Here is a 23,061-nt window from a genome sequence, read left to right on the forward strand (position 1 = left end):
TCAACTTTCATTTTTAGCTGTGCCGATCATTGTGTGTCTCATTCAGAGTAATGAAAGATGAGTAGAACCAAACCTAAAGTAAGGGTTGAAGTCGATAAAGATAAGTGGGGAATGAACGACAACACTTACTCTTCTCCACCCGACTATTACTATGATGAAGAGTTTGAATGCGCTGATTGCGGGAAGAAGCAAACCTGGGCTGCGGTTGACCAAAAGTATTGGTATGAGGAATTGGGTAAAACTATTAATTCCTGCGCCAGGTATTGCAGTGTCTGCAGAGCACATACAAAGGCGCTAAAAGAAGAGCAGAAACGTCACATGGAAGAAATGGCAATGAAACCTAAGCATCAAAATGAGAATTTTTTTAAAAACAAATAAAAACAAACATCGCAATATACGTCATCATTGCATGCTGGAACTCGTTTCACTCGACCGGTGAGCGCTGCGTTAAGTTTCTGGAGGTATGCGTGATTATCAGGAAGTTGGAAGAGAAGGATCTTAAAGCCGTCAGCTCAATCTGTATGGCTGCATTTTCAAAGTCAGTTGCAGAAGCGCTGTCTGCGGAAGGGGTTTCTACTTTCACAAAAATTGCACAAGTCGATGCCTTTCGCAATAGGATGCACGAAGATAACCTGATGCTTGTCGCTGAATATGAAGGGAAGATTGAGGGTATCATCGAGTTGAAAGAAGGCCGTCACGTTGCCATGTTGTTTGTTGATCCTGAGCAGCAACAGAAGGGAATCGGCAGAAAGTTACTTTTTTCGGCACTGAGTTATGCCAGGGTTGAGTGTGTAACCGTCAAAGCTTCTTTACCTTCAGTACCTGCATACCGGAAGTACGGCTTTAAGTGTAAAGGTGAAGTAAGCGAATCAGCAGGTCTGGTATATCAACCAATGGAAATAGAACTTAGCATATCAATATAGCCGACCGCTGACGCGTCGGCTGATTGAAGCGTTAGTGCGACAAGCGAAGCTTGTCACAACTTGCAGGGTGAAAGTCCCTGTCGGGTAAGGTGTAGCCTGCCACCCGTATCGAGTCTTGCACGGTGTGCGGAGTTTGAGATTAGTGAGTCACTTTTCAGCGTGAGGGCGCAATCAGGCGAACAACCATCGTGAAGCGTAGACAGAGAATTATGTAGGCCATAGGGGGTGCCGTGCCCCTGAAGTGTTGGTATTGCTCCGAAAATAGCGAGTCTCAGTTGACCAGACTTATAACGCAGTCGAAGTCCAAGCAAAGCAACCGATTAGGCGAGATTGTGGCGAACTGGCGGAGTGATCAAACCGTGGCATGTATAAAGAGTTATGACAGGAACTTGTGAGATCCGGACGTGCTCCCAACGGAAATGGGTAGGGCTGCTGAGTAAAATACGAGGCGAACGAAGGCATCCCGGAAGTCGGATCAGCTCATAGTAGTTTGAGGGCGGGAAAGCCGTCTACATAGCGAAGGGGCTGACAGTAATATCACGGCGTTTAACAGATACATAGTCCGGACAACGTAGGGCTGGAGACACTATGACAACTGCCTTAAACGCCATAGCATTTAAAGCACACACCCACACGAAGCATCGATTTCAGAATCTTTATGGACAGCTGAAAGCCGACGCGCTGTATCGTGCCTGGGCACACCTCAATAAACAATCGGCTGCGGGTATTGACGGCGTTACGACGCAACAATTTGAGCACCGATTACCCGAAAATATCCACATGCTGGCGCAGCAACTTAAATCCAGGCAGTATCGAGTTGATGACATCAAGCGTGTGTACATCCCCAAAGCGAATGGCAAAGAACGGCCATTAGGCTTGCCCAGCGTTGCAGATAAAGTGGTGCAGCAAAGTGTCTCGGAGCTACTGCAAAGTATCTAGGAGCACGACTTTCTGCCGAACAGTTATGGCTATCGCCCGCATAAAAGTGCGCATCAGGCCATACACAGTTTGCAATTGAACCTTCAATTTAAAGGCTACGGGTATATTGTCGAAGCAGACATTAAAGGTTTCTTCGATCATATGGATCACACTTGGCTGATGCGCATGTTAAAGCAGCGTATTGATGACAAGCCGCTTCTCAATCTCATTAATCAATGGCTGAAGGCCAGAATTAAAGAGCCCGACGGGCGCTATCACAAGCCTGCTTCAGGCACGCCGCAAGGCGGCGTGATCAGTCCCGTGCTGGCAAATATCTACCTTCACTATGCTTTAGATCTGTGGTTCGAGAAGAAGATCAAACCCAAGCTTGAAGGCAGGGCAATGCTCATCCGTTATGCGGATGACTTTGTGGTGGCATTTCAATATCAAGACGAAGCGCGAGCCTTCTATGAGCAACTGGCTCCCAGGCTGAGAACCTTCAACCTGGACGTTGCGCCGGAGAAGACCTCGATTAAACGCTTTAGTCGCTTTCACCCTGGACAACAACGGCACTTTGAGTTTCTGGGTTTTCGTTTCTACTGGGAAATGGATTTTAAAGGCGAGCCGCGGCTCAGACGAAAGACCGCCCCGAAGAAACATAAGACGGCCTTGCAAACCTTTTATGCGTGGATTAAAGACAATCGCCATCGGCGACTGGATCACTGGATGCCACAACTAAAGCGCAAGATTATCGGATTCAGGAACTACTTTGGGTTACCGGACAACAGCTTGAGTGTGGGGCGGATCTACGGTCACATACTCAATAGTTTATATATCTGGTTAAACCGACGAAGTGGTCGGAAAAGTTACACGTGGTCAGGGATGAAAGAGATGCTAAGATATTTTGGAATCCAGCCCATGCGAGTGAGTAAAAGATTGCTAGCCGTGGACTGGTACTGAGGGTCTGTGTTTTACACGGGCAAGGATATTATTGAAGAGCCGGATGCGGTAATTCCGCACGTCCGGATCTGTGTGGGGTCGCCTCGGTAACGGGGTGCTCTACCACGACTGTGTCTTAAAGTGATCATTTATGGAAGAAGTCGTTGAGGGATTCTTCAAAGTATTTTTACGATTAATCGGGGTAGTGATACGAGCCCTTCTTTGGTTGATTTGGGAAATGTTTTTTGAGGTAATCGCATGGTATGTCGGTTGGCCAATATGCAGGATTTTGAGCCTGGGCCATCACCCCGAAGAAAGTATCAATGAGCACGAACAGGCAAGCTCATTCCAGCAGTTCATGGTTTCTGTCGTCGGGTTACTTTTCTTAATTGGCTCAGCAACGTTAATTGCGTGGTATGCAGGTGAAATTTGATAACCATTGCATTAAAGGGCTCTGACCCTTTTAATGTTATGCTAGGTAGGAGAGATAAACCGTGAACAAGATTTGGATTGCGCCTGTAATAATTTTTTTGATGGCTGGCTGTAGTAATAAAGCTGTATACGACAATATCCAGCTTAACAATCGCCAGGAATGTAACAGTGTTCCTTCTGCTCAGTATCAGGAATGTGTAGAGCGTTCCAACACATCATATGAAGAGTATGAGCGAGAGCGTAAAGCCGCAGCAGGGGCAAGTTAAGAAGGGTAGGTTTTTTACGATATCTGGGGTCAGAGTAATACCTTACAGAAATATAGACGGGCAATGAGCGCCAGGCAGAACAGCTGTTTAGGCAACGCTTATCAATAGCGAGCTAAGCTCGCTTACGTCGCTGCGATATTTGCCGATCTGGACGCCGACCGTTGGGAGGGCGTCCATCACATCACTTCAGAGACTGTTGAGACAGAATTAAGCTTACTCCAGGCTTGAGTCAAGTAACTTACGCATGGCAGTCGCCATTTTCTTTTCTGACATACGGTGGTCGCCATTTTCGTGAAGGCGCATACCTTCATCACGCAGAGCCTGTATCTCGGCCTTCTCCATTTCATTAAGATTACTGCGCGGGAGAGCATTATCGATCGCTTTGGCGTCCATCGGGCAGTGACCTGCAAAAGCCTGCATGGATAGCGTAGCGGCTACAGCTGCAAGCATAAGTGTACGTTTCAACATGACAGATCCTCCTATTCTGTATCCGGGTCATGGTGGAAACTAAAGTATAGTCGAGTTGGTTTTAACCATCGCCAGATTATGAAAGCGCCGAAGGGAGTGGCTGCCCGCACTTAAGCGAATCTACCTCTCAGAAACGGGATGGCAGCCCTGATCCACTTTATGATTGAGTTTGAAAAACGCTTAACGGATTACATTTAATCCTGTCAGTTAGTCAGGGTTATTTCCTGGGTGGCATCAAGTATTCGTCGCAATGCTTTTGATCATTCCAGGAATGGACTCATAAGCGCTTTCAATAGACCGCTTATGCCGGTTATCACCAAACTCTTGGTATTCAACACTGATTTCATATACTTCATCTACTCCAAGATATTTACTGACTGTTTGAATATGGGGCCCTAAATGATTCATATCTTCTCGTGTTCCGTTTTCTCCAAATCCAAATTCCCCACAAGATGTCAAAAGCACGAGGGACTTGCCTGACAGGGTCGGCTCTAATGGAAAATCACCACGGTTCAGATCAAAGGTAAAGGTCTTGTTGACTCTGACAACCTGGTCAATCCATGCTTTCAGTGATGCAGGCATACCGTAGTTGTACATCGGAGTGGATATGGCAATGACGTCTGCCTCAGTTAGCTCCTCAATTAACACATCAGACAAGGCTAATAATAAGTTCTGCTCATCTGTTCTTTTTCCTTCGGGGGTGAAGACAGCGGCAATCCAGCTTTCAGATATAAAGTCTGGCGGTGTGCTGCCAATATCTCTATAGATAAACTTATCCGCGGGTTTTGACGAGAGCCATTGATGCTTGAATGTCTCGCCCAGAGCCCTCGAAATAGAACGTTCTTTGCGTGCGCTCGCATCAATGTGAAGTAAGACGGTCATAAGATTCTCCTTGGTCCGTTATGAATTACGCTGTGTGGAGGATTATTTGATAGACCGGGTTTGTTGACAAATGGTAAAAATTTACTTATAGATGAGCCAATTTCATCTATGAGTAAGTCTATGTTTTCTCGCTTACCTCAACTGAATCAGATTAGGGGGTTTGAAGCTGCTGCACGCTTAGGTAGTTTTAAGGCTGCCGCTGGGGAGCTAAATGTCACTCCAACAGCAATATCACACCAAATCTCAAGCTTAGAAGATCGGCTGGGGGTTTTGCTGTTCGAGCGAAAAACCCGTTCAATAATCCTGACTCACGAAGGCGCCAGGCTTGCACATGTTGCCCATCAGGCGTTGCAGCAGATATCAGCTGCATTTGAAGAAATATCTAATGCGCAGTCTGTATTGAGGATTGCCACAACCACGTCTTTTGCATCAATGTGGCTGGTTCCCAATCTGGCAAGGTTTTATAAAGAACACCCGGATATTCAGGTTGAGATAAAAACCGGAGAAGAGCTTGCCGATATCAAGCGAGATCGTCGTATTGATCTCGCAATCAGGTATGGCAGTGATGAGGAGAAAAATACAAATTCTGTAAAGCTGGTGACCGAGCGTTTTACTGGCTATGCGACGGAGGACTATTTAAATAGTTGTCAGTATTTTACTGATGCCACTTTTATTGAGACCCGATGGAAGAACAAAAACTTACCGTCGATAAACTGGGAAACGTGGCTACAAACATTTAACTCCAATATATCCGACCCAAAGATACGTTACTTTGATCAGGAAGATCATGTTGTTCAAGCCGCTTTAGCCGGTCAGGGGATAGCTCTTGTGAGCTCGGTATTAGCTAAAATGGCCTTGCAGCAAGGTTGGTTGAAAGCCTTGGATGATGGTTGCTCATTACCTGGTCTTACGTATTATTTATTGGTATCGCCTGTTAGCGAAAATTTACGAAAAGTCACTCTTTTCAGAGAGTGGCTGGTAAAAGAGCTATCAGAGTATGCCTGACAAAAAACATAGATATTTTTTTGGGGGGGGGAGAATGGCTCTAAGTTGAGTGTGCTTAGCCGCCGTTTCGATCTTAGGATAAAAGAAAAAGGGCAGATCTGTTTTCTTACCCCTAGTCTCTCCTGCCCACTAAATCAGCGTTTGTTCTAGCAAGCGACACAGTCGCATCTAACCACTATCGAGCTGCGAAGCAGCGGTCTAGCCGCTGCTTTTGATGGTCCGTTCCAGCGGCGCCAACAGGTTATTCACCTTGTCGTAGGTTTCCTGATATTCATCGGCGGTTTCGGAGTCGGCGACGATGCCGCCGCCGGCCCAGCAGTGTATCTGGCCGTTCTGACAGATCAGGGTGCGGATAGCAATGCTGGTATCCATTTGACCAGAGAAACTGAGGTAGCCGATTGAACCACAATAAACAGAGCGGCGGTGCGGCTCCAGCTCTTCGATAATTTCCATGGCGCGGATCTTTGGCGCACCGGTGATCGAGCCGCCGGGGAAGCTGTGTTCCAGCAGGTCGATCGGGCTCTGAGTCGCTGCCAGCTGGCCGGTGATGGTGCTGACCAGATGGTGCACATTGGCATAGGACTCAACCGCAAACAGTTTTGGCACTCTGACGCTACCGTGTTCACATACTTTGCTGATATCGTTGCGCATCAGATCGACGATCATCAGGTTTTCGGCCCGGTCTTTCTCGCTGTCATGCAGCTCGAGTTTTAACTGCGCGTCCAGTGCCGGGTTGTTGCCGCGCGGCCGTGTGCCCTTGATCGGTTTTGTCGTGACCCGCTTGTCGCACACTTCAAGAAACTGCTCAGGGGAGTGTGACAGAATGGCACCATCAGCGGTTTCAATATAGGCCGAATAAGGTGTGGGGGCGTGCTCCCTAATCAACTTGTAGCCACTCCAGGGGTCACCTTGATAGGTGCTGCTGAAACGCTGGGCAAAATTAACCTGATAACAGTCGCCGGAGTGGATGTACTGATCGATCCGGTTGAGCGAGTTGTAGTATTCCGCTTCGCTCATATTGCTTTGAAAGGGGGCTCTCAGCATGAAATCGCCGCTGCGGGTGAGCGCATCATTGTTCAGCAGTTGCAGAATCGTGTCGGCCTGGTCGCTATCGATCAGGGGGGTGGTGACCAGTTGAGCGGTATTGTTCTCATGGTCGACTACCACTGCCCAGCTGTAGATCCCCACCTGCATATCCGGCAGATCTATATCGGCGATGGTCTCATCTGGCAGTGTTTCCAGGCTGCGCCCCAGGTCATAGGAAAAATAGCCCAGCAGTCCTCCACAGAAAGGCAATGCCTTCAGCTCGGCTTGCTGCGGCTCAGGGCAGCACTGTTGATAGCGGTTAAACAGTTGTTGCAGATGGCTGAAGGGGTTGCCACTCAGCTGCTCATAGGAGGATGCGGTACTCAGGTGAGTAACGTTGTCCTGATAACTGAGTCGGGCATCCGGGGCTGCAGAGATAATATCGAAACGCCCATAACGGCCAGCAGGTTTACCGCTATCGAGAAACACCGGTGCCGGAAGGTGCCGGATGCGCTCGAAATAGAGGGTGGTATTCTGCAGATAAGGGAGTGAATAAAGTCTGTACACCCGAAGAACCTTAATTTTTGCCTATCTTCAGCTAGCTAATATAGGACGTTGTTTTGCCATCTGCCGGTTTAACGTTAAGCGGGATGGTTTAGGGTAAAAGGTGATTGTATCCGCCCAGGATAGTGAAAGCGAGGCAGAATAGTGCAGTTTTCTCAACAAATTACCACGCTATAATCTCTCTGCAACTACGAGAGTTATCCTGCCCAGCAGGGTACTATGCGTATTTTAATAACCGTCTGAGCGCAGTTAGTAGGATCGATGATTAAACACCCCTTCAAGATTACTCAGCACCAGCTGAATCTTTCCGACCAGCAGGTCAGTTATCAGCTCTATAAGAAACCCTGTGACGGCCAGCCCCGGCGTATTGTTATGTTGCATGGTGCCGGCGTGGCCGGAGAGGACACCTGGTCGGCCATTAGTATGCTCACCACCGCCTGGGATGAGATCCTGATACCGGATCAGCGCGGCACCGGTAATACCCGCTATCCCGATGGCGCAGAGTATTCGTTTACCGTGCATGAACTGGTGAACGATCTCAGTGCGCTGGTGGATCATCTTGGCTGGTGGCAGTTTGATCTGGCGGGTTACTCCATGGGGGGGATGGTCTCACTGCTGTATAAGCAGCGCTATCATGAGCGGGTAAAGAAGCAGTACCTGTTAGAGTCGGCGGTGCTGGATCGCCCCAGCTGGGAATCTACGGTTAACCTGCGGCTACAATTCAGTGAAGCAGCGGAACATTTGAAAGGGGATTCGGCTGAAACCGGAATACGCGCGTTTCTGGACACCATCTCACCTAACCGGAAAGTGGCACCCAAGGCTGAGTTGTTGACAATCCAGCGACTCGCCGCCAGGCCACTGGGTTTTGCCAATGCCCTGAACTGTGTCACTGAAGCGATTAACACCCTTGATCGTGAATCACTGGTGGCGGCTCAGGGCGATGTCACCAGTTTTATTGGCGGGCACAGTGTCGATCTGATGCATCAGTATCAGCGGGACTTGGCTGAGCGCCTGCCCAACTGGCACTACTTCATGGTGCCAGGCACCGATCACTCGCTGCCATTTCAGAAACCGCGTCAGATCGCCCGCATTATGGATGCTGAACTGAGCCGTTTTCTCGCCTGATCGAAACTCCTGAGCTAGACTGTAAGCCTCGTTTAACGGGGCTTTTTTAGGCCTGTTATCTGAATCAGTATATACCCGTATACTTTTGTAGTATGTCGACACTTTTTGTCTTTAGTATAGTTGACGATCAATTAGTTGCTCTGTATTGTAAGCCAAATAACAAGATTGTCGACAATCCATCGAGAAGGTTGTAATGGCAGAAATCATAGAATTATCCGAAAGCTCAAGCGAAGTGCGCACCCTGGCAGACCGGGTCAGCGGGCAGTTGATTACTGCAATTGTTCGCGGTGATATCCCACCCGGACAGAAGATCAGTGAACCGGAACTGGCGCGAACCTACGGTATCAGCCGTGGGCCTTTGCGCGAAGCGATCCGTCAGCTTGAAGGGTTGCGTCTGGTTGTCCGTATCCCCCATGTTGGTGCCCGGGTAGTCTCTCTGACGCCCGAGGAACTGGTGGAAATCTACCGTATCCGTGAGGCCCTCGAAGGGATGGCTTGCCGTCTGGCGGCAGAAAATATGTCAACAGATGAAATCAACAGCCTGCGGGAACTGCTGTATCAGCATGAGCGCAATATTCAGGAAATTGATGGTCGCGCCTATTTTCAGAAAGAGGGAGACCTTGATTTTCACTACCGCATCGTTCAGTCCAGTAAAAATACCAAACTGTTTGAACTGCTCGGTGGCGAACTTTATCACCTGGTACGTATGTACCGTTATCAGTTCAGCGTTTCTAAATCACGTCCGCAGCGCGCCCTGAAGGAACACCACCGCATCCTGGATGCGATCGAAGAAAGGGATGGTGAGCTGGCAGAACTGTTGATGCGCCGGCATATAGGTCGGGCGCGCCGCAATATTGAAGAACGTCTGAACCCAACGAACAAAGAAGAGAGGGAATAACCTATGAGCAAACTGACCGCTGGCGGGCGTTTCCGCAAGGCACTAGAAGAGACAAATCCACTGCAGATCGTTGGAACGGTTAATGCGTATCACGCGATGATGGCGGAACGCGTAGGTCACCGAGCGGTTTACCTGTCGGGCGGTGGTATCGCGAACGCCTCTTATGGCCTGCCTGATCTGGGTATGACTACCATGAATGATGTGCTGGAAGATGTGCGTCGGGTGTCCAGTGCCGTCGAAACCCCTCTGATTGTTGATATTGATACCGGCTGGGGCGGCGCATTCAATATTGCCCGCACGATTAAGGAAACCATTAAAGCCGGTGCAGCAGGCTGTCACATCGAGGATCAGGTGGCTCAGAAGCGTTGCGGTCATCGTCCTAACAAAGAGATTGTATCGACTGCAGAGATGGTCGACCGGGTTAAAGCAGCAGTAGATGCCAAGACCGACGATGATTTCTTCCTGATTGCGCGCACCGATGCTTTCCAGATGGAAGGTCTTAACGCTGCAGTCGATCGTGCCCAGGCCTGTCTGGAAGCCGGTGCTGACGGTATCTTCGCTGAAGCGGTTCACACCCTGGACGATTATAAAGCGTTTGCCGAGGGTATTAACGGCGCTCATCTGCTGGCCAATATTACCGAGTTTGGTGCCACCCCGCTGTTCAATACCGCCGAGCTGGCTGAGAACGGTGTATCAATGGTGCTTTACCCGCTGTCGGCTTTCCGTGCCGCTAATCTGGCTGCGCTGAACGTATTCGAAGCGATTTTGCGTGATGGCGACCAGAAAGCGGTTGTCGATACCATGCAGACTCGCATGGATCTGTACGATTTCCTGAACTACCACGACTTTGAGCAGAAGTTAGATGCGCTGTTTCAGGAAGGCAAGAACAAGTAATTAAAGCTATTGCGCTTGGTAAGAGGTTGTTAAAGATTTACTCGATATGCTCGCTTACAACAGTAAGCTCCGCTGTCTCACAAATTTTTGCCTACTCTATCCTGCGCTCATAACGCTTTAAATCTAACATCGCTGGAGCGATTCAGTTGATAGATTTTAAAACAGTTAGTACTAAAAATACTGTAACGGGCAAACACAATTCCCATCGCCCGGAAGCAGAAAGGAGAGATAGGATGGCAGAAGCGAAGAAATTAAGTGGTGCAGGTCTGCGTGGTCAGTCCGCTGGTGAAACTGCACTCTGTACTGTTGGTCAGAGCGGTGCCGGTCTGACATACCGTGGTTACGATATCAAAGAACTGGCTGATAAGGCGCAGTTTGAAGAGGTCGCTTATCTGTTGCTATACGGCAAATTACCCAATCAGGGTGAGCTGAATGCCTATAAAGCTCGCCTGAAAAGTATGCGTGCACTGCCCGAAGCCCTTAAAACCGTGTTGGAACAGATTCCTGCGGATGCTCATCCAATGGATGTTATGCGGACCGGCTGTTCAATGCTGGGTAACCTGGAAACCGAACAGGATTTCACCGAACAGCACGATCATATCGACCGGATGCTGGCGGTGTTCCCGGGCATGATCAACTACTGGTACAACTTCAGCCACCACGGCAAGCGTATTGATGTTGAAACCGATGCCAACTCTATCGGAGAACAGTTCCTCTGGACGTTGCACGATAAGAAGCCTGAGCCGCTGCATGTCGATGTTATGCATGCCTCGCTGATTCTCTATGCTGAACATGAATTTAATGCCTCTACCTTCACTGCCCGGGTGTGTGCTTCAACACTATCTGATATTCACAGCTGTGTAACGGCGGCGATCGGTTCCCTGCGCGGGCCTCTGCATGGCGGTGCAAACGAAGCGGCAATGGCGATGATCCAGGACTGGCGTTCACCGGAAGAAGCTGAAGCTGAAATCATGGCGATGCTGGCGCGTAAAGATAAGATCATGGGCTTCGGTCATGCCATCTACCGTGATTCGGATCCGCGTAACGCGATCATCAAAGAGTGGTCCAAGAAGCTCTCTGAGCAGGTTGGCGATGAGTATCTGTACGCCGTTTCCGAACGGGTTGAAGCGGTGATGTGGCGCGAGAAAAAGCTGTTTTGTAACGCTGACTTCTTCCATGCATCGGCTTACAACTTCATGGGGATTCCCACAGAGCTGTTTACCCCGATCTTTGTATGTTCACGGGCGGCAGGCTGGACAGCCCATGTGATGGAGCAGCGTGCCAATAACCGCATTATCCGTCCGTCTGCAGATTATACCGGTCCGGACAGTGCTGAGTGGATCGATATCGCTGATCGTCCTTAATCACACTGCCAACGCAGGGAAGGGTTATCCCTTCCCTCAGAATATGATAATGACTAATACAGGTGTTATATGAACACTGAATACCGTAAATCCTTAAGCGGTACCGGCCTGGATTACTTCGACACCCGCGCGGCTGTCGATGCGATTAAGCCCGGTGCTTATGCAACACTGCCTTATACCTCCCGGGTACTGGCAGAACAGCTGGTGCGTCGCTGTGAACCCGAGGCGCTGACCGATTCCCTGAAGCAGCTGATTGAACGTAAACAGGATCTGGACTTTCCCTGGTATCCTGCCCGTGTTGTCTGTCATGACATTCTGGGGCAGACCGCGCTGGTTGACCTGGCGGGTCTGCGGGATGCGATCGCTGATCAGGGGGGAGATCCCGCTAAGGTTAATCCGGTTGTGCCGACCCAACTGATTGTTGACCACTCGCTGGCCGTTGAAGCGCCGGGCTTTGATCCGGATGCCTTTCAGAAAAACCGTGATATAGAAGATCGCCGTAACGACGACCGGTTCCACTTTATCGAGTGGTGTAAAACTGCGTTCGATAACGTCGATGTGATTCCTGCCGGTAACGGTATTATGCACCAGATCAACCTGGAGAAGATGTCTCCGGTCATTCAGGCCCGTGATGGCGTTGCCTTCCCGGATACCTGTGTCGGTACCGACAGCCACACTCCGCATGTGGATGCGCTGGGTGTTATCGCCATCGGTGTGGGTGGTCTGGAAGCTGAAACCGTGATGCTGGGACGTCCATCGATGATGCGTCTGCCGGACATTATCGGTGTTAAGCTGGTTGGCAAGCGTCAGCCGGGCATTACCGCCACTGATATGGTGCTGGCTATTACTGAGTTCCTGCGTAATGAGAAAGTCGTTTCTTCTTATCTGGAGTTCTTTGGTGAAGGCGCGGCGACCCTGTCGATTGGCGACCGTGCCACGATCTCCAATATGACACCGGAATACGGTGCTTCTGCCGGTATGTTCTATATCGATGAACAGACCATTGACTATATTAAACTGACCGGTCGCGAGCCTGAACAGGTTGCACTGGTTGAGCGGTATGCAAAGGAAACCGGTCTGTGGGCGGATGACCTGGTTGATGCACAGTATGAGCGGGTACTGGAGTTTGATCTGTCTACGGTTGTTCGTAATATGGCAGGCCCGTCAAACCCACATCGTCGTCTGCCAACTTCGGCGCTGCACGAGCGGGGCATTTCAAGTGACGAGATGCTGGCGGCGGCAAAGGTAGAAGAAGCGGATGGTTTGATGCCGGATGGTGCCGTTATCATCGCTGCAATTACCAGCTGTACTAACACTTCAAATCCGCGCAACGTGGTTGCCGCAGGTCTGATAGCGAAGAAAGCAAACGAGCTGGGACTGGTGCGTAAGCCCTGGGTTAAAACTTCATTTGCGCCGGGTTCCAAGGTGGCCAAACTCTATCTGGAAGAAGCCGGTCTTCTGTCTGAGATGGAAAAACTGGGCTTCGGTATCGTTGGCTACGCCTGTACTACCTGTAACGGCATGTCCGGGGCGCTTGATCCTGTGATTCAGCAGGAGATTATCGACCGCGATCTGTATGCCACCGCGGTACTGTCCGGTAACCGTAACTTTGACGGCCGGATCCATCCGTATGCCAAGCAGGCATTCCTGGCATCTCCACCACTGGTTGTTGCCTATGCGATTGCCGGGACAATGCGTTTCGATATCGAAAACGATGTGCTGGGTACTGATAAAGATGGCAATGCGGTTACTCTGAAAGATATCTGGCCAAGTGACGAAGAGATCGATTCAATCGTCGCTAAGGCGGTTAAGCCTGAGCAGTTTAATCAGGTGTATATCCCGATGTTTGATCTGGGGGCGGCCGAGAGGTCACCAAGCCCTCTGTATGACTGGCGTCCGCAGACCACCTATATCCGTCGTCCGCCATACTGGGAAGGCGCCCTGGCCGGTGAGCGCACCATGAAAGGCATGCGTCCGCTGGCGGTACTGGGTGACAACATCACCACAGACCACCTGTCTCCGTCTAATGCGATTCAGGCCTCCAGTGCGGCGGGTGAATACTGCGCCAAGATGGGGCTGCCGGAAGAGGACTTTAACTCTTACGCAACTCACCGGGGTGATCACCTGACGGCACAGCGTGCCACCTTTGCTAACCCTAAACTGCTGAACGAAATGTGTCGCGATGAAAATGGCGAAGTGAAGCAGGGGTCTCTGGCACGTATTGAGCCAGAAGGTCAGGAAAGCCGTATGTGGGAAGCGATTGAAACCTACATGGAGCGTAAACAACCGCTGATCATTATCGCCGGTGCAGATTACGGTCAGGGGTCTTCCCGTGACTGGGCTGCTAAAGGTGTTCGCCTGGCGGGTGTTGAAACGATTGTGGCGGAAGGCTTTGAGCGTATCCACCGGACTAACCTGGTCGGCATGGGTGTGTTACCACTGGAGTTTAAAGCCGGTGATAACCGTAATACTTATGCTATCGATGGTACAGAGACCTACGATGTGGTTGGCGAGATCAGCCCGCGTTGTGATCTGACCGTAGTGATGACCCGCCGTAATGGCGAGGTTGTTGAGATCCCGGTGACCTGTCGACTGGATACTGCTGAAGAGGTTCATGTGTACGGTGCAGGTGGTGTACTGCAGCGCTTCGCACAGGATTTCCTGGAAGCCAATACATAAAAGATTGATAGCGCAGAGCCGGACAGAACCGCTGTCTGGCTCTGCATTTAATCTGATTGAAGTTTAATAGTAACATTTGTTACTACCGGAAAGGCTATCTTGTAGTATCTTAATGAAAGCTCTTAACAAGATTCTTTATGCTGATGATCTTGTTAAGGTTTTTCTGAAAATAAGCGTCATTCTTTAATGACGCTAAAGAAACAGGAATATAAAAATGGCATGTGTCCCACAGGTAAAAATTCCCGCTACCTACATTCGTGGCGGGACCAGTAAAGGTGTTTTCTTCCGTCGTCAGGATCTGCCGGAAGCGGCTCAGCAGCCAGGTGAAGCCCGCGATAATATCCTGCTGCGGGTGATCGGCAGCCCTGACCCCTATGGTCAGCAGATCGATGGTATGGGTGGGGCAACCTCCAGTACCAGCAAAACGGTGATCCTGGATAAGAGTGAACAGCCGGATCACGATGTCGACTACCTGTTTGGTCAGGTCGCTATCAATAAAGCGTTTGTTGACTGGTCGGGTAACTGTGGCAATCTGACCGCAGCGGTGGGTGCGTTTGCCATCAGCAATGGTCTCGTAGAGGCTGATCGGATTCCTGAAAACGGTATCTGTACGGTGCGGATCTGGCAGAAAAACATCAGTAAAACCATCATCGCTCATGTGCCGATGACTAATGGTGAGGTGCAGGAAACCGGCGACTTCGAGCTGGACGGTGTGACATTCCCGGCAGCTGAGGTGGTGATTGAGTTTATGGATCCGGCCGATGGTGAAGGGTCAATGTTCCCGACCGGTAATCTGGTGGACGACCTTGAGGTTCCGGGAATCGGCACATTCAAGGCTACGATGATCAATGCCGGCATCCCAACCATCTTTCTGAACGCGGCGGAGATCGGTTATACCGGCACCGAGCTGCAGAAAGATATCAACTCCGATGCCGCAGCCCTGGAGCGTTTTGAAACGATTCGTGCCTATGGTGCAGTGAAGATGGGGCTGATCAGTGATATTGCCGAAGCCGTAGCCCGTCAGCATACCCCCAAGGTTGCCTTTGTTGCACCGGCGACCGCTTATGTCTCGTCCAGTGGTAAGCAGATCTCAGCGGATGATATTGATGTCTGTGTCCGCGCGCTGTCCATGGGCAAGTTGCACCATGCGATGATGGGCACCGCCTCCGTGGCGATCGCTACTGCTGCTGCCGTGCCTGGGTCGCTGGTTAACCTGGCTGCCGGAGGTGTTGAACGTGATTCAGTTACCTTCGGCCATCCATCCGGTACCCTGCGTGTCGGTGCAGCTGCAGAGCAAAAAGCTAATGGTGACTGGAGCGCGACTAAGGCGGTAATGAGCCGCAGTGCACGGGTACTGATGGAGGGGTTCGTGAGGATTCCGGGAGATGCTTTCTAAACTCTGCAAGCCGTTTATATGTCCTGTGGGGTTGCCGCAGGATACTACCGATGTCGAAGTGGCAGTCAGGCGTTCAGACCTCCCTATCAAGGGCTGATCGTTTCACTTCACGCTTAGGCCCTGCATGAAAGTGCAGGGCCTTTTTTTGGCTAATGAATGATGTCCTCTGTTTCCTGAGAGTTATCGCGACGGGACGAAGCTCCTACGGGGTGGGGGGGCTATTCCTCTGGGTGCTTGCCGCAATTGTCGTTACGGCTTCTGGGTGTCGTTACGGCTTCTGGGTGTCGTCCGGGAAAATGATTCAGTTGTTGTTCTTGTGTCACGCTGAAGCCTGATGGTCTTTCTTTATCTTAAATTCAGGCCGATAATCTTACGATAGACCAGTTTAAAGAAAAGGAGAGGGCAGATGGATAACCAGCATGAGAAACTAAACTACGTTGAGTTCGGGTCGATGAATCTTGAAGCGACTAAAGAGTTTTTTACCGCTGCATTTGGCTGGAGGTTTACCGATTATGGCCCCGAGTACTGTGCCTTTGATCAGCAGGGGCTGGAGGGGGGCTTCTATGCTGCTAATAAAGCGGCGACTCAGGCGGCAGGTAGTGCTCTGCTGGTGTTTTACAGCAATGACCTTGAAGCTACCCGGTCAAAAGTTGACAGCCAGGGGGGCGAAATCAGTAAAGAGATCTTTGACTTTCCCGGCGGGCGGCGGTTCCACTTCACCGAGCCCGGCGGCAATGAGTTTGGCGTCTGGTCTGATATGCCTGCATTAAACGCCTGACTAACGAGTAGATGACAGGCAGGTCTATAAGCCGGATGACTGTTGCTTATAATCTTTCGATATCATCTGCAGACTGTCTTCAGCAAAACCGGTACCGGCTTCTCTGTAGAAGTTGAACACTTTATCGATACCCGCATCCAGCAGCTTTTGCCGGTCATCTTCATACCTGGCAATCGCTGCAATTTGCCCCGTGTAACCACAGTTAGCCAGCTGAATCGTAATATTGCGGCTGTCCTGGATAGAGGGGAGGGCTAGCAGTATGAGTTTGATCTTTGAGGTATCGAAGCTTTCCCAAAAATCGGCGTCTTCACCATCGCCAAAGCAGACACTCAAGCCCTTCTGATGCAGCTCAGCAGCCCTGAATCGGTCTGAATCCAGCCCGGCAACCCTGTAGTCGATCATATTCTGCAGTGCTTTATAGGCGCCTTTGCCAACCCGTCCCATACCGATGACCAGCACTTCAGCCTGGGGAAACTGTTCAATGATGTCTGCTTTTAGACGATTACTGCTTTCATACCGCTTGAAGTGATCTTTATGCCGCATGTAGAAATCGTGTGCTCTTGGATAGAGGACACTGGTGAAAATAAATGACAGTGAAACAGCTAAAGCAAGAATTACCAGCCACTCACGGCTGAGCCAGCCTGACTCGACACTCAGCGCCGCCACGATAAGGCCAAATTCGCTGAAATTACTCAGTGCAAGTGAGGCCAGGTAAGCGGTACGACTTCTCAGTCTGAGGCGTGAGAAAAGCCCAAAAAATAGCAGGAATTTGATGCAAATAAACAGAGAAATGAGTGTTGCCGTACCCAGCATTGACCAGGTTGGCAGTGCCGTAAAGCCGATCGACAGGAAAAAGCCGATCAGGAACAGGTCTTTAAAGCTCAGCAGGGATTTGGTCAGTTCCGAGGCCTTACTGTGCTGGGCCAGCAATATACCAAATACCAGCGCACCGAGATCGCCCTTGACGCCGGCCAGTTGGAAAAGCTCGTAGCCGCCCAGCGCGAAGAAAAAACCGGTTAACGGCAGTAACTCACCGTGACCCGCTTTATCGAGTAATTTGTACAATAGGGGGCGGGCAAAGACCAGAGCGAACAGCAACAGCGCCCAGATCGACGGCAGCTTCCCGGTAGCCGCGACCAAAAACAGTACGGCAACGATATCCTGCATAACCAGTACGCCGATGGCCAGCTGGCCATGACGGGTTTTCATCTCGCCGCTCTCTTCCAGCAGTTTAACGATACAAACCGTACTGCTGAAACTGAGGGCAAAGCCGAGCAGTGCGGCCGTGGTCAGATCGACACTACTGTAATAGGACGCAGTCGCGGCAGCCATCATCAGAGCGAAAGAGCCAAATAGCAGAGTCCACAACAGCATATGGTTCAGGGTACTGGCCCAGACCTCTCGCCGCAGCAGGTCGCCGATATGCAGTTTCAGCCCAATTGTAAACAACATCAGGGTGATGCCAAGGTCGGCGAGGGTATCAAGACTGTCGGAGGGCTCTACACCGAGGAAATGCAGCAGAAAACCTGCCAGTAAAAAACCGATTAACGGCGGCATTCCGATAACTTTAAGTGATAACCCGCAGAGAAAGGCGAACAGAACCCAGATAAAATCCATATTTATAAGTCTTTGTAATTACATAGGTTTGTTGATACGAGATAGCGCTATGCTAACACTAATAAGGCCATAAAACCTTATATGCATTTGTCTTTTGATAATCGATTAAAATTATTTCATTATCATTTAATAGCATGGTACAAGGACGACCGGAGGATGCTGATTCGGGCAAGGTGATTCTCATCCAGGTGTCGCTGAGGTTTTTATAGTGGAATAGATATTGGGAGTGAGTTGAGCTTGTCTTAACAGGCGGGCAAAGAAAAACCGAATTATCAAAAACATAATTTAATAATTATAATCTTAACTTTTGATCAGTTGAGATTAAATTCGATTAACTTTTCACCCTGTTCTGATGCTTCCAGATACCAGCCGGATTTATCCCAGTCTCCCAGAACGATGCGACGTTTACCCGCTTCAAGGGAGTGGACTGCTGGGCGATGGGTGTGTCCGTGAATCAGCAGATCAGAGTTTGCCGTAGCCATCGCTTGCTGCACAGCTTGCGGGTTGACATCCATTATCTCGGTGCTCTTATCTGCGGTCTGGGTTTCGCTGGCCATCCGCAGCTGCTTTGCCATTTCCAGTCGTTCGGTGACTGACTTAGCGAGCACCGCTTGTTGCCATTGAGGGTTTCTCAATTGCTGGCGCAGGGCCTGGTAAGCATGATCGTCGGTACACAACTGATCACCGTGCATCAGCAGAGCGGGGCCTGAAGCTAACTCAATGATCTCACTGTCGCCGAGAATCTGCACCCCGGTCAGCTCAGCAAAGCGTTGGCCGACCAGAAAGTCCCGGTTACCGTGCTGAAAGAATATCTCACAGCCGGAGCGGGACAGGGCATTGAGTGCATCAACAACCGGTTGCAGATCTTCAGGAATAAAATCATCACCGATCCAGGCTTCAAACAGGTCGCCGAGAATATACAGCTGGTCACACTCTTGAGCCGTTGAAGCAAGAAAATGAAGCAGCGCCCGGGTAAGATCCGGGCGTCCGCTATGCAGGTGAAGATCAGAGATGAATAGTGTTCTCATTATTCAGCGCTATCTGCTTCCATGATTTCAGCTGAGGTGATGATCACATCTTCAGCAGGAACATCCTGGTGGCCGCCACGGAAGGTTGTGGAAACGCCTTTGATCTTATCGACCACGTCCATACCTTCAGTTACTTTAGCGAACACTGCATAGCCCCAGCCTTCGGTGGTTTTAGCCGTATGATCGAGGAAAGTGTTGTCACTGACGTTGATAAAGAACTGAGCAGACGCACTGTGCGGATCCATGGTACGCGCCATCGCCAGCGTGCCGCGCTTGTTTTGCAGACCGTTATCCGCTTCGTTTTCGATGCTGCCAGCGGTTTTCTTGCTGACCATTCCTGGCTCAAAACCACCACCCTGAATCATAAAGCCATCAATAACCCGGTGAAAAATCACACCGTCATAGAAGCCGTCTTTAACATAGTTTTCGAAGTTTTCTGCGGACTTAGGCGCTTTTTCATAATCGAGCTCAATAGTGATGTCGCCGAAGTTAGTGTGCAGTACGATCATGCTTACGATCCCTTTGATTTAACTAGTTATTTTAGTCTAGTTAGTTAGAATGAGAGTTATTAGTGTCGATTCAATGGCCACTATTATACTAAAGAATTAATCTGATAACTAACTGATTAATTTCAGCTTACTTATGGTTGTCTGCAGGCCATCTGTCTATAATATCGCCCTACTTGATATCAGACGGAAGTTTAAGACGCCTCTATGAGCAATAACGACGCCAGTAACGCTGCTAAACAGCCCACCAATTTTATTCATCAGATAATCGAACAGGACCAGCAGCAGGGACTGGGAAAAGTGGTTACACGTTTTCCGCCGGAGCCCAATGGCTATCTGCATATCGGTCATGCCAAGTCGATCTGTCTGAACTTTGGTACCGCTGAAAAGTATAACGGCGAATGTAACCTGCGTTTTGATGATACCAATCCAGGCAAAGAGGATCAGGAGTACGTCGACGCAATAATGGACGACGTGCGCTGGCTCGGGTTTAACTGGGCGGGTGATGTGCGTTACGCCTCTGATTATTTTGATACATTCTATGCCTGGGCTCAGCACCTGATTAATGAAGGCAAAGCCTACGTATGTGACCTCAGCCCCGAACGGGCTAGTGAGTATCGTGGCTGGGCAACTGAGCCGGGTAAGAACAGCCCGTTCCGGGAGCGCTCTGCAGAAGAGAATCTGGATCTGCTGGAGCGAATGAAGACCGGTGAGTTCGATGAGGGCAGCCGGGTACTGCGTGCCAAGATCAATATGGCATCGCCGAACATGAATCTGCGTGACCCGATTCTCTACCGTATTCGTAAGCAGAGTCACCACCAGACCGGTGATAAGTGGTGTATCTATCCCAGCTATGATTTTGCCCATGGTCAGGAAGATGCGATTGAGGGTGTTACCCATTCAATCTGCACCCTTGAATTTGCCGATCACCGTCCTTTGTATGAGTGGTTTATTGAAAACCTACCGGTGCCGAGCACGCCCCGTCAGTATGAGTTTGGCCGCCTGAATATCAACTACACAGTGACCAGCAAGCGTAAGCTGAAACAACTGGTCGATGAAGGCTACGTCAATGGCTGGGATGATCCGCGTATGCCGACCATTCAGGGGATGCGTCGTCGCGGTTACAGTCCGCAGGCCGTGCGCAATTTCTGTGACAGTCTGGCGGTGTCTAAAACCGATGGTACGGTTGATATGGCGCAGTTTGAGTTCTTTATCCGTGAGGACCTGAATGACAATGCTGCCCGCGCTATGTGCGTCATGAATCCGTTGAAACTGGTTATAACCAACTTCCCTGAAGGCCAGGTTGAAAGGCTCAGTGCTCCGGTTCATCCGCAGAAAGAGATGGGCTCCCGTGAACTGCCGTTTACCCGTGAGCTGTATATCGATCGCGCTGACTTCAGTGAGGACTCGACCCTGTCACGGAAGAAATTCCGCTTGCTGGTGCCGGGTGACTACATGCGTCTGCGCAGTGCTTATGTGATCTGTGCCGATGAGGTGATTAAAGATGCCGATGGTGAGATCACAGAAGTTCATGCTTCACTGATTCCCGGTACCGTAGGGGAAAACCCACCGGAAGGGATCAAGCCCCGTGGTGTCATGCACTGGGTATCCGCTACTGAAGGGAAGCAGGCGACCGTACGTATCTATGATCGCTTATTTAACGTTGAGTCTCCGGATAAAGGTGGGGAGGATTTCCTCACTAATATTAACCCGGACTCCTTCAGTGAAACAGTTAACTGCTGGGTCGAGCCCGGTCTGGTGGATGCCGCTCCGGAAACCAGTTTTCAGTTTGAGCGTGAAGGTTACTTTGTAGCCGATCGCTATGAGCATTCAGCGGAACACCCGGTGTTTAACAAGACGATTGGTCTTCGCGATACCTGGAAAAAATAGGCGTAAAATGAGCCAGTTAAAAACAGCTCAATTGATAAAACTGCGTCAAAGAAAAACGGTCACCTCAGGGTGACCGTTTTTTTTAATATCAGATATAACCGGGGGTTTTGTGCAGATTATGCCGGGTGTGCAGACTCAGTCCTAACGATTCAAGATCTGTATTTTTGAGAATGCGGGCTGACAGTGGCAGGAAAAATGTTTCTTCATATTTCGCGTGTAGCAGGTAATGCTCTGCCATCGCGACCGATGCATCCTTGTCAAGCCGGGTAAATTTACCTTTCGCCAGCTTTTTCAGGTCCGCTTCGATTTTTTTCCATTCTTTTTCCAGATTGCGATGTTCCTTAGTCAGCCGCTTAACCATCGCTGCTGATTGCTGCAGCTCTTCACCGGGACTGGCGCAGTCCATCACAATGGTAAACAGCTCCTGTTCCTCTTCATGGTGATGATTGAGCACCACTTCATGGTAAAAATTAAGCAGTTTATTCGCGCTTTGCTGAACCTCAGGCTGAACTGGATCGGCTATATCTGATTTTCCCAGTTCCCGCAGCTGTTTGAAGTTTTCAATGATAGAGACATGACATTGGGAAAAGTCATCGGTTGGGCTGTGTGGTTGAGTGCTCATGTGTTCACCTTCTGTCGCAGGCAGGGGTTATTCCCATATCATACGGTTAGCAGTATTGAGGTTATACGGGGTCTGTCGAATTTTCCGCAGCCTCGATTTAAGCGGTATCTGAGCTGCGTCTTTGATTCGGCAGGGAGCCGTATGAGTGACTCAATGGTATTCGTTGTGTTACGAAGATAAAATGACTGTGGTCAATTATGTATCATATTTGATGTGGTTGCAGTGACAACAGCGCTAAAAAACGGCACTGTAGCCGCTTTTCATATCTGTACATGAGGCGGGGCTGAGGGGTCAGGCTTGTGGTTCCTGAATAATGCTACCGATTCCAGCGCTTTTCATCTGCCCAATCTCTTTATCGATAAAGAACAGGCCTTTACCATCCTCACCAATGATTTCTATCTTGTCCAGAATGCCCTTGAAGGTTTTTTCCTCTTCATGCTGTTCCGCGACATACCATTGCAGGAAGTTAAAAGTAGAGTAGTCCTGATTAGTAAAGGCCGTATGGGCCAGGCCATTGATCTCTGTGGTGATCAGGCATTCGTGTTCATAGACTTTTTCAAACAGATCCTTGATCGAGCTAAACTCTTCGGGAGGTGCTTCTATTGCACCAATACGTGCCATGCTGCCGGTTTCGTTTACATAGGTGAAAAGGCGTTTCATGTGCTGCATCTCTTCATCTGCATGTAGAGACAGAAACTCTGCGCAGCCATCAAACCCTTTTGATTCTGCCCATGAGCTCATTTGCAGGTACATATTCGACGAGTAAAATTCGAGGTTGATCTGGTTATTGAGCTTTTCCAGCATATTATCGCTAAGCATGTGATCTCCGTGTGGTGGAATA

The 23,061-nt window shown here is 49.9% G+C and carries 23 protein-coding genes; 15 read left to right on the forward strand and 8 right to left on the reverse strand.

Translation table 11 applies throughout. The features are described from left to right. Positions 1-57 precede the first annotated feature (57 nt). The 6 genes from KDX31_08045 (at position 58) to KDX31_08070 (ending at position 3,478) form a co-directional block, all read left to right on the forward strand. Entirely contained in the window at positions 58-378 is a 321-nt protein-coding gene (locus KDX31_08045; GenBank protein UTW04938.1) for a zinc-ribbon domain containing protein, read from the forward strand. Between the two features lie 89 nt (positions 379-467). Then, complete coding sequence (locus KDX31_08050) at positions 468-923, forward strand: GNAT family N-acetyltransferase (protein ID UTW04939.1); 456 nt, start codon at positions 468-470, stop codon at positions 921-923. Positions 924-1,511: 588 nt separating this feature from the next. Further along, entirely contained in the window at positions 1,512-1,862 is a 351-nt protein-coding gene (locus tag KDX31_08055; GenBank protein ID UTW04940.1) for a hypothetical protein, read from the forward strand. 12 nt (positions 1,863-1,874) lie between these two features. Next, entirely contained in the window at positions 1,875-2,801 is a 927-nt protein-coding gene (locus tag KDX31_08060) for a hypothetical protein (GenBank protein UTW05332.1), read from the forward strand. 130 nt (positions 2,802-2,931) lie between these two features. After that, on the forward strand, positions 2,932-3,213 hold the full coding sequence (locus KDX31_08065; protein UTW04941.1) for a hypothetical protein: 282 nt from the start codon (positions 2,932-2,934) through the stop codon (positions 3,211-3,213). A gap of 61 nt (positions 3,214-3,274) precedes the next feature. Beyond that, the gene (locus KDX31_08070) at positions 3,275-3,478 is read left to right on the forward strand and encodes a hypothetical protein (GenBank protein UTW04942.1); all 204 of its coding nucleotides are present in this window, start codon (positions 3,275-3,277) and stop codon (positions 3,476-3,478) included. Between the two features lie 213 nt (positions 3,479-3,691). Here the strand turns inward: KDX31_08070 and KDX31_08075 are convergent, their stop codons facing one another. Next, entirely contained in the window at positions 3,692-3,946 is a 255-nt protein-coding gene (locus KDX31_08075) for a hypothetical protein (GenBank protein UTW04943.1), read from the reverse strand. Positions 3,947-4,180: 234 nt separating this feature from the next. After that, complete coding sequence (locus tag KDX31_08080; protein ID UTW04944.1) at positions 4,181-4,828, reverse strand: NAD(P)H-dependent oxidoreductase; 648 nt, start codon at positions 4,826-4,828, stop codon at positions 4,181-4,183. A 120-nt stretch (positions 4,829-4,948) separates the two neighbouring features. On the opposite strand from KDX31_08080, the gene KDX31_08085 reads away from it, so the two are divergent. Continuing rightward, positions 4,949-5,833, forward strand: coding sequence for a LysR family transcriptional regulator (locus KDX31_08085; GenBank protein ID UTW05333.1), 885 nt, complete (start codon positions 4,949-4,951; stop codon positions 5,831-5,833). Positions 5,834-6,031: 198 nt separating this feature from the next. Here KDX31_08085 and pabB read toward each other — a convergent pair whose 3' ends face one another. Next, complete coding sequence (pabB, locus tag KDX31_08090; GenBank protein UTW04945.1) at positions 6,032-7,426, reverse strand: aminodeoxychorismate synthase component I; 1,395 nt, start codon at positions 7,424-7,426, stop codon at positions 6,032-6,034. A 258-nt stretch (positions 7,427-7,684) separates the two neighbouring features. Between pabB and KDX31_08095 the strand changes: the two genes are divergently transcribed. The 7 genes from KDX31_08095 (at position 7,685) to KDX31_08125 (ending at position 16,557) form a co-directional block, all read left to right on the forward strand. Then, on the forward strand, positions 7,685-8,548 hold the full coding sequence (locus tag KDX31_08095; protein ID UTW04946.1) for an alpha/beta hydrolase: 864 nt from the start codon (positions 7,685-7,687) through the stop codon (positions 8,546-8,548). 193 nt (positions 8,549-8,741) lie between these two features. Then, entirely contained in the window at positions 8,742-9,446 is a 705-nt protein-coding gene (locus KDX31_08100; GenBank protein UTW04947.1) for a GntR family transcriptional regulator, read from the forward strand. 3 nt (positions 9,447-9,449) lie between these two features. Continuing rightward, positions 9,450-10,340: a methylisocitrate lyase gene (gene prpB / locus KDX31_08105; protein UTW04948.1), complete on the forward strand. Its 891-nt coding sequence runs from the start codon at positions 9,450-9,452 to the stop codon at positions 10,338-10,340. A 233-nt stretch (positions 10,341-10,573) separates the two neighbouring features. Next, positions 10,574-11,704: a 2-methylcitrate synthase gene (gene prpC, locus KDX31_08110; protein UTW04949.1), complete on the forward strand. Its 1,131-nt coding sequence runs from the start codon at positions 10,574-10,576 to the stop codon at positions 11,702-11,704. Between the two features lie 69 nt (positions 11,705-11,773). Beyond that, positions 11,774-14,383, forward strand: a complete 2,610-nt coding sequence (gene acnD / locus KDX31_08115; protein ID UTW04950.1) for a Fe/S-dependent 2-methylisocitrate dehydratase AcnD — start codon at positions 11,774-11,776, stop codon at positions 14,381-14,383. Between the two features lie 214 nt (positions 14,384-14,597). After that, positions 14,598-15,779, forward strand: coding sequence for a 2-methylaconitate cis-trans isomerase PrpF (gene prpF, locus KDX31_08120; GenBank protein UTW04951.1), 1,182 nt, complete (start codon positions 14,598-14,600; stop codon positions 15,777-15,779). A gap of 406 nt (positions 15,780-16,185) precedes the next feature. Beyond that, positions 16,186-16,557 (forward strand): VOC family protein, encoded by a 372-nt coding sequence (locus tag KDX31_08125; GenBank protein ID UTW04952.1) that lies wholly within the window; start codon positions 16,186-16,188, stop codon positions 16,555-16,557. A gap of 24 nt (positions 16,558-16,581) precedes the next feature. Here the strand turns inward: KDX31_08125 and KDX31_08130 are convergent, their stop codons facing one another. The 3 genes from KDX31_08130 to KDX31_08140 form a co-directional block, all read right to left on the reverse strand. After that, on the reverse strand, positions 16,582-18,174 hold the full coding sequence (locus KDX31_08130; protein UTW04953.1) for a cation:proton antiporter: 1,593 nt from the start codon (positions 18,172-18,174) through the stop codon (positions 16,582-16,584). A gap of 311 nt (positions 18,175-18,485) precedes the next feature. Continuing rightward, the gene (locus tag KDX31_08135; protein UTW04954.1) at positions 18,486-19,202 is read right to left on the reverse strand and encodes a UDP-2,3-diacylglucosamine diphosphatase; all 717 of its coding nucleotides are present in this window, start codon (positions 19,200-19,202) and stop codon (positions 18,486-18,488) included. Beyond that, complete coding sequence (locus KDX31_08140) at positions 19,202-19,711, reverse strand: peptidylprolyl isomerase (protein ID UTW04955.1); 510 nt, start codon at positions 19,709-19,711, stop codon at positions 19,202-19,204. Before KDX31_08140 ends, KDX31_08135 begins: the two co-directional genes overlap by 1 nt. A 204-nt stretch (positions 19,712-19,915) precedes the next feature. Between KDX31_08140 and KDX31_08145 the strand changes: the two genes are divergently transcribed. Next, positions 19,916-21,598, forward strand: a complete 1,683-nt coding sequence (locus KDX31_08145) for a glutamine--tRNA ligase/YqeY domain fusion protein (GenBank protein UTW04956.1) — start codon at positions 19,916-19,918, stop codon at positions 21,596-21,598. Positions 21,599-21,686: 88 nt separating this feature from the next. On the opposite strand, the gene KDX31_08150 is transcribed toward KDX31_08145, so the two are convergent. Next, positions 21,687-22,220: a hemerythrin domain-containing protein gene (locus tag KDX31_08150; GenBank protein UTW04957.1), complete on the reverse strand. Its 534-nt coding sequence runs from the start codon at positions 22,218-22,220 to the stop codon at positions 21,687-21,689. 291 nt (positions 22,221-22,511) lie between these two features. Next, positions 22,512-23,039 (reverse strand): non-heme ferritin, encoded by a 528-nt coding sequence (ftnA, locus tag KDX31_08155; GenBank protein UTW04958.1) that lies wholly within the window; start codon positions 23,037-23,039, stop codon positions 22,512-22,514. Positions 23,040-23,061: the final 22 nt, after the last annotated feature.

The organism is Amphritea atlantica, assembly GCA_024397875.1.
Taxonomy (GTDB): domain Bacteria; phylum Pseudomonadota; class Gammaproteobacteria; order Pseudomonadales; family Balneatricaceae; genus Amphritea; species Amphritea atlantica_B.

Coding starts and splice junctions, on each gene's coding strand:
- KDX31_08045 (UTW04938.1), top strand. CDS start 58: ATGAGTAGAACCAAACCTAAAGTAAGGGTTGAAGTCGATAAAGATAAG.
- KDX31_08055 (UTW04940.1), top strand. CDS start 1,512: ATGACAACTGCCTTAAACGCCATAGCATTTAAAGCACACACCCACACG.
- KDX31_08065 (UTW04941.1), top strand. CDS start 2,932: ATGGAAGAAGTCGTTGAGGGATTCTTCAAAGTATTTTTACGATTAATC.
- KDX31_08075 (UTW04943.1), bottom strand. CDS start 3,946: ATGTTGAAACGTACACTTATGCTTGCAGCTGTAGCCGCTACGCTATCC.
- KDX31_08080 (UTW04944.1), bottom strand. CDS start 4,828: ATGACCGTCTTACTTCACATTGATGCGAGCGCACGCAAAGAACGTTCT.
- KDX31_08085 (UTW05333.1), top strand. CDS start 4,949: ATGTTTTCTCGCTTACCTCAACTGAATCAGATTAGGGGGTTTGAAGCT.
- KDX31_08095 (UTW04946.1), top strand. CDS start 7,685: ATGATTAAACACCCCTTCAAGATTACTCAGCACCAGCTGAATCTTTCC.
- KDX31_08100 (UTW04947.1), top strand. CDS start 8,742: ATGGCAGAAATCATAGAATTATCCGAAAGCTCAAGCGAAGTGCGCACC.
- prpB (UTW04948.1), top strand. CDS start 9,450: ATGAGCAAACTGACCGCTGGCGGGCGTTTCCGCAAGGCACTAGAAGAG.
- prpC (UTW04949.1), top strand. CDS start 10,574: ATGGCAGAAGCGAAGAAATTAAGTGGTGCAGGTCTGCGTGGTCAGTCC.
- acnD (UTW04950.1), top strand. CDS start 11,774: ATGAACACTGAATACCGTAAATCCTTAAGCGGTACCGGCCTGGATTAC.
- prpF (UTW04951.1), top strand. CDS start 14,598: ATGGCATGTGTCCCACAGGTAAAAATTCCCGCTACCTACATTCGTGGC.
- KDX31_08125 (UTW04952.1), top strand. CDS start 16,186: ATGGATAACCAGCATGAGAAACTAAACTACGTTGAGTTCGGGTCGATG.
- KDX31_08130 (UTW04953.1), bottom strand. CDS start 18,174: ATGGATTTTATCTGGGTTCTGTTCGCCTTTCTCTGCGGGTTATCACTT.
- KDX31_08135 (UTW04954.1), bottom strand. CDS start 19,202: ATGAGAACACTATTCATCTCTGATCTTCACCTGCATAGCGGACGCCCG.
- KDX31_08140 (UTW04955.1), bottom strand. CDS start 19,711: ATGATCGTACTGCACACTAACTTCGGCGACATCACTATTGAGCTCGAT.
- KDX31_08145 (UTW04956.1), top strand. CDS start 19,916: ATGAGCAATAACGACGCCAGTAACGCTGCTAAACAGCCCACCAATTTT.
- KDX31_08150 (UTW04957.1), bottom strand. CDS start 22,220: ATGAGCACTCAACCACACAGCCCAACCGATGACTTTTCCCAATGTCAT.
- ftnA (UTW04958.1), bottom strand. CDS start 23,039: ATGCTTAGCGATAATATGCTGGAAAAGCTCAATAACCAGATCAACCTC.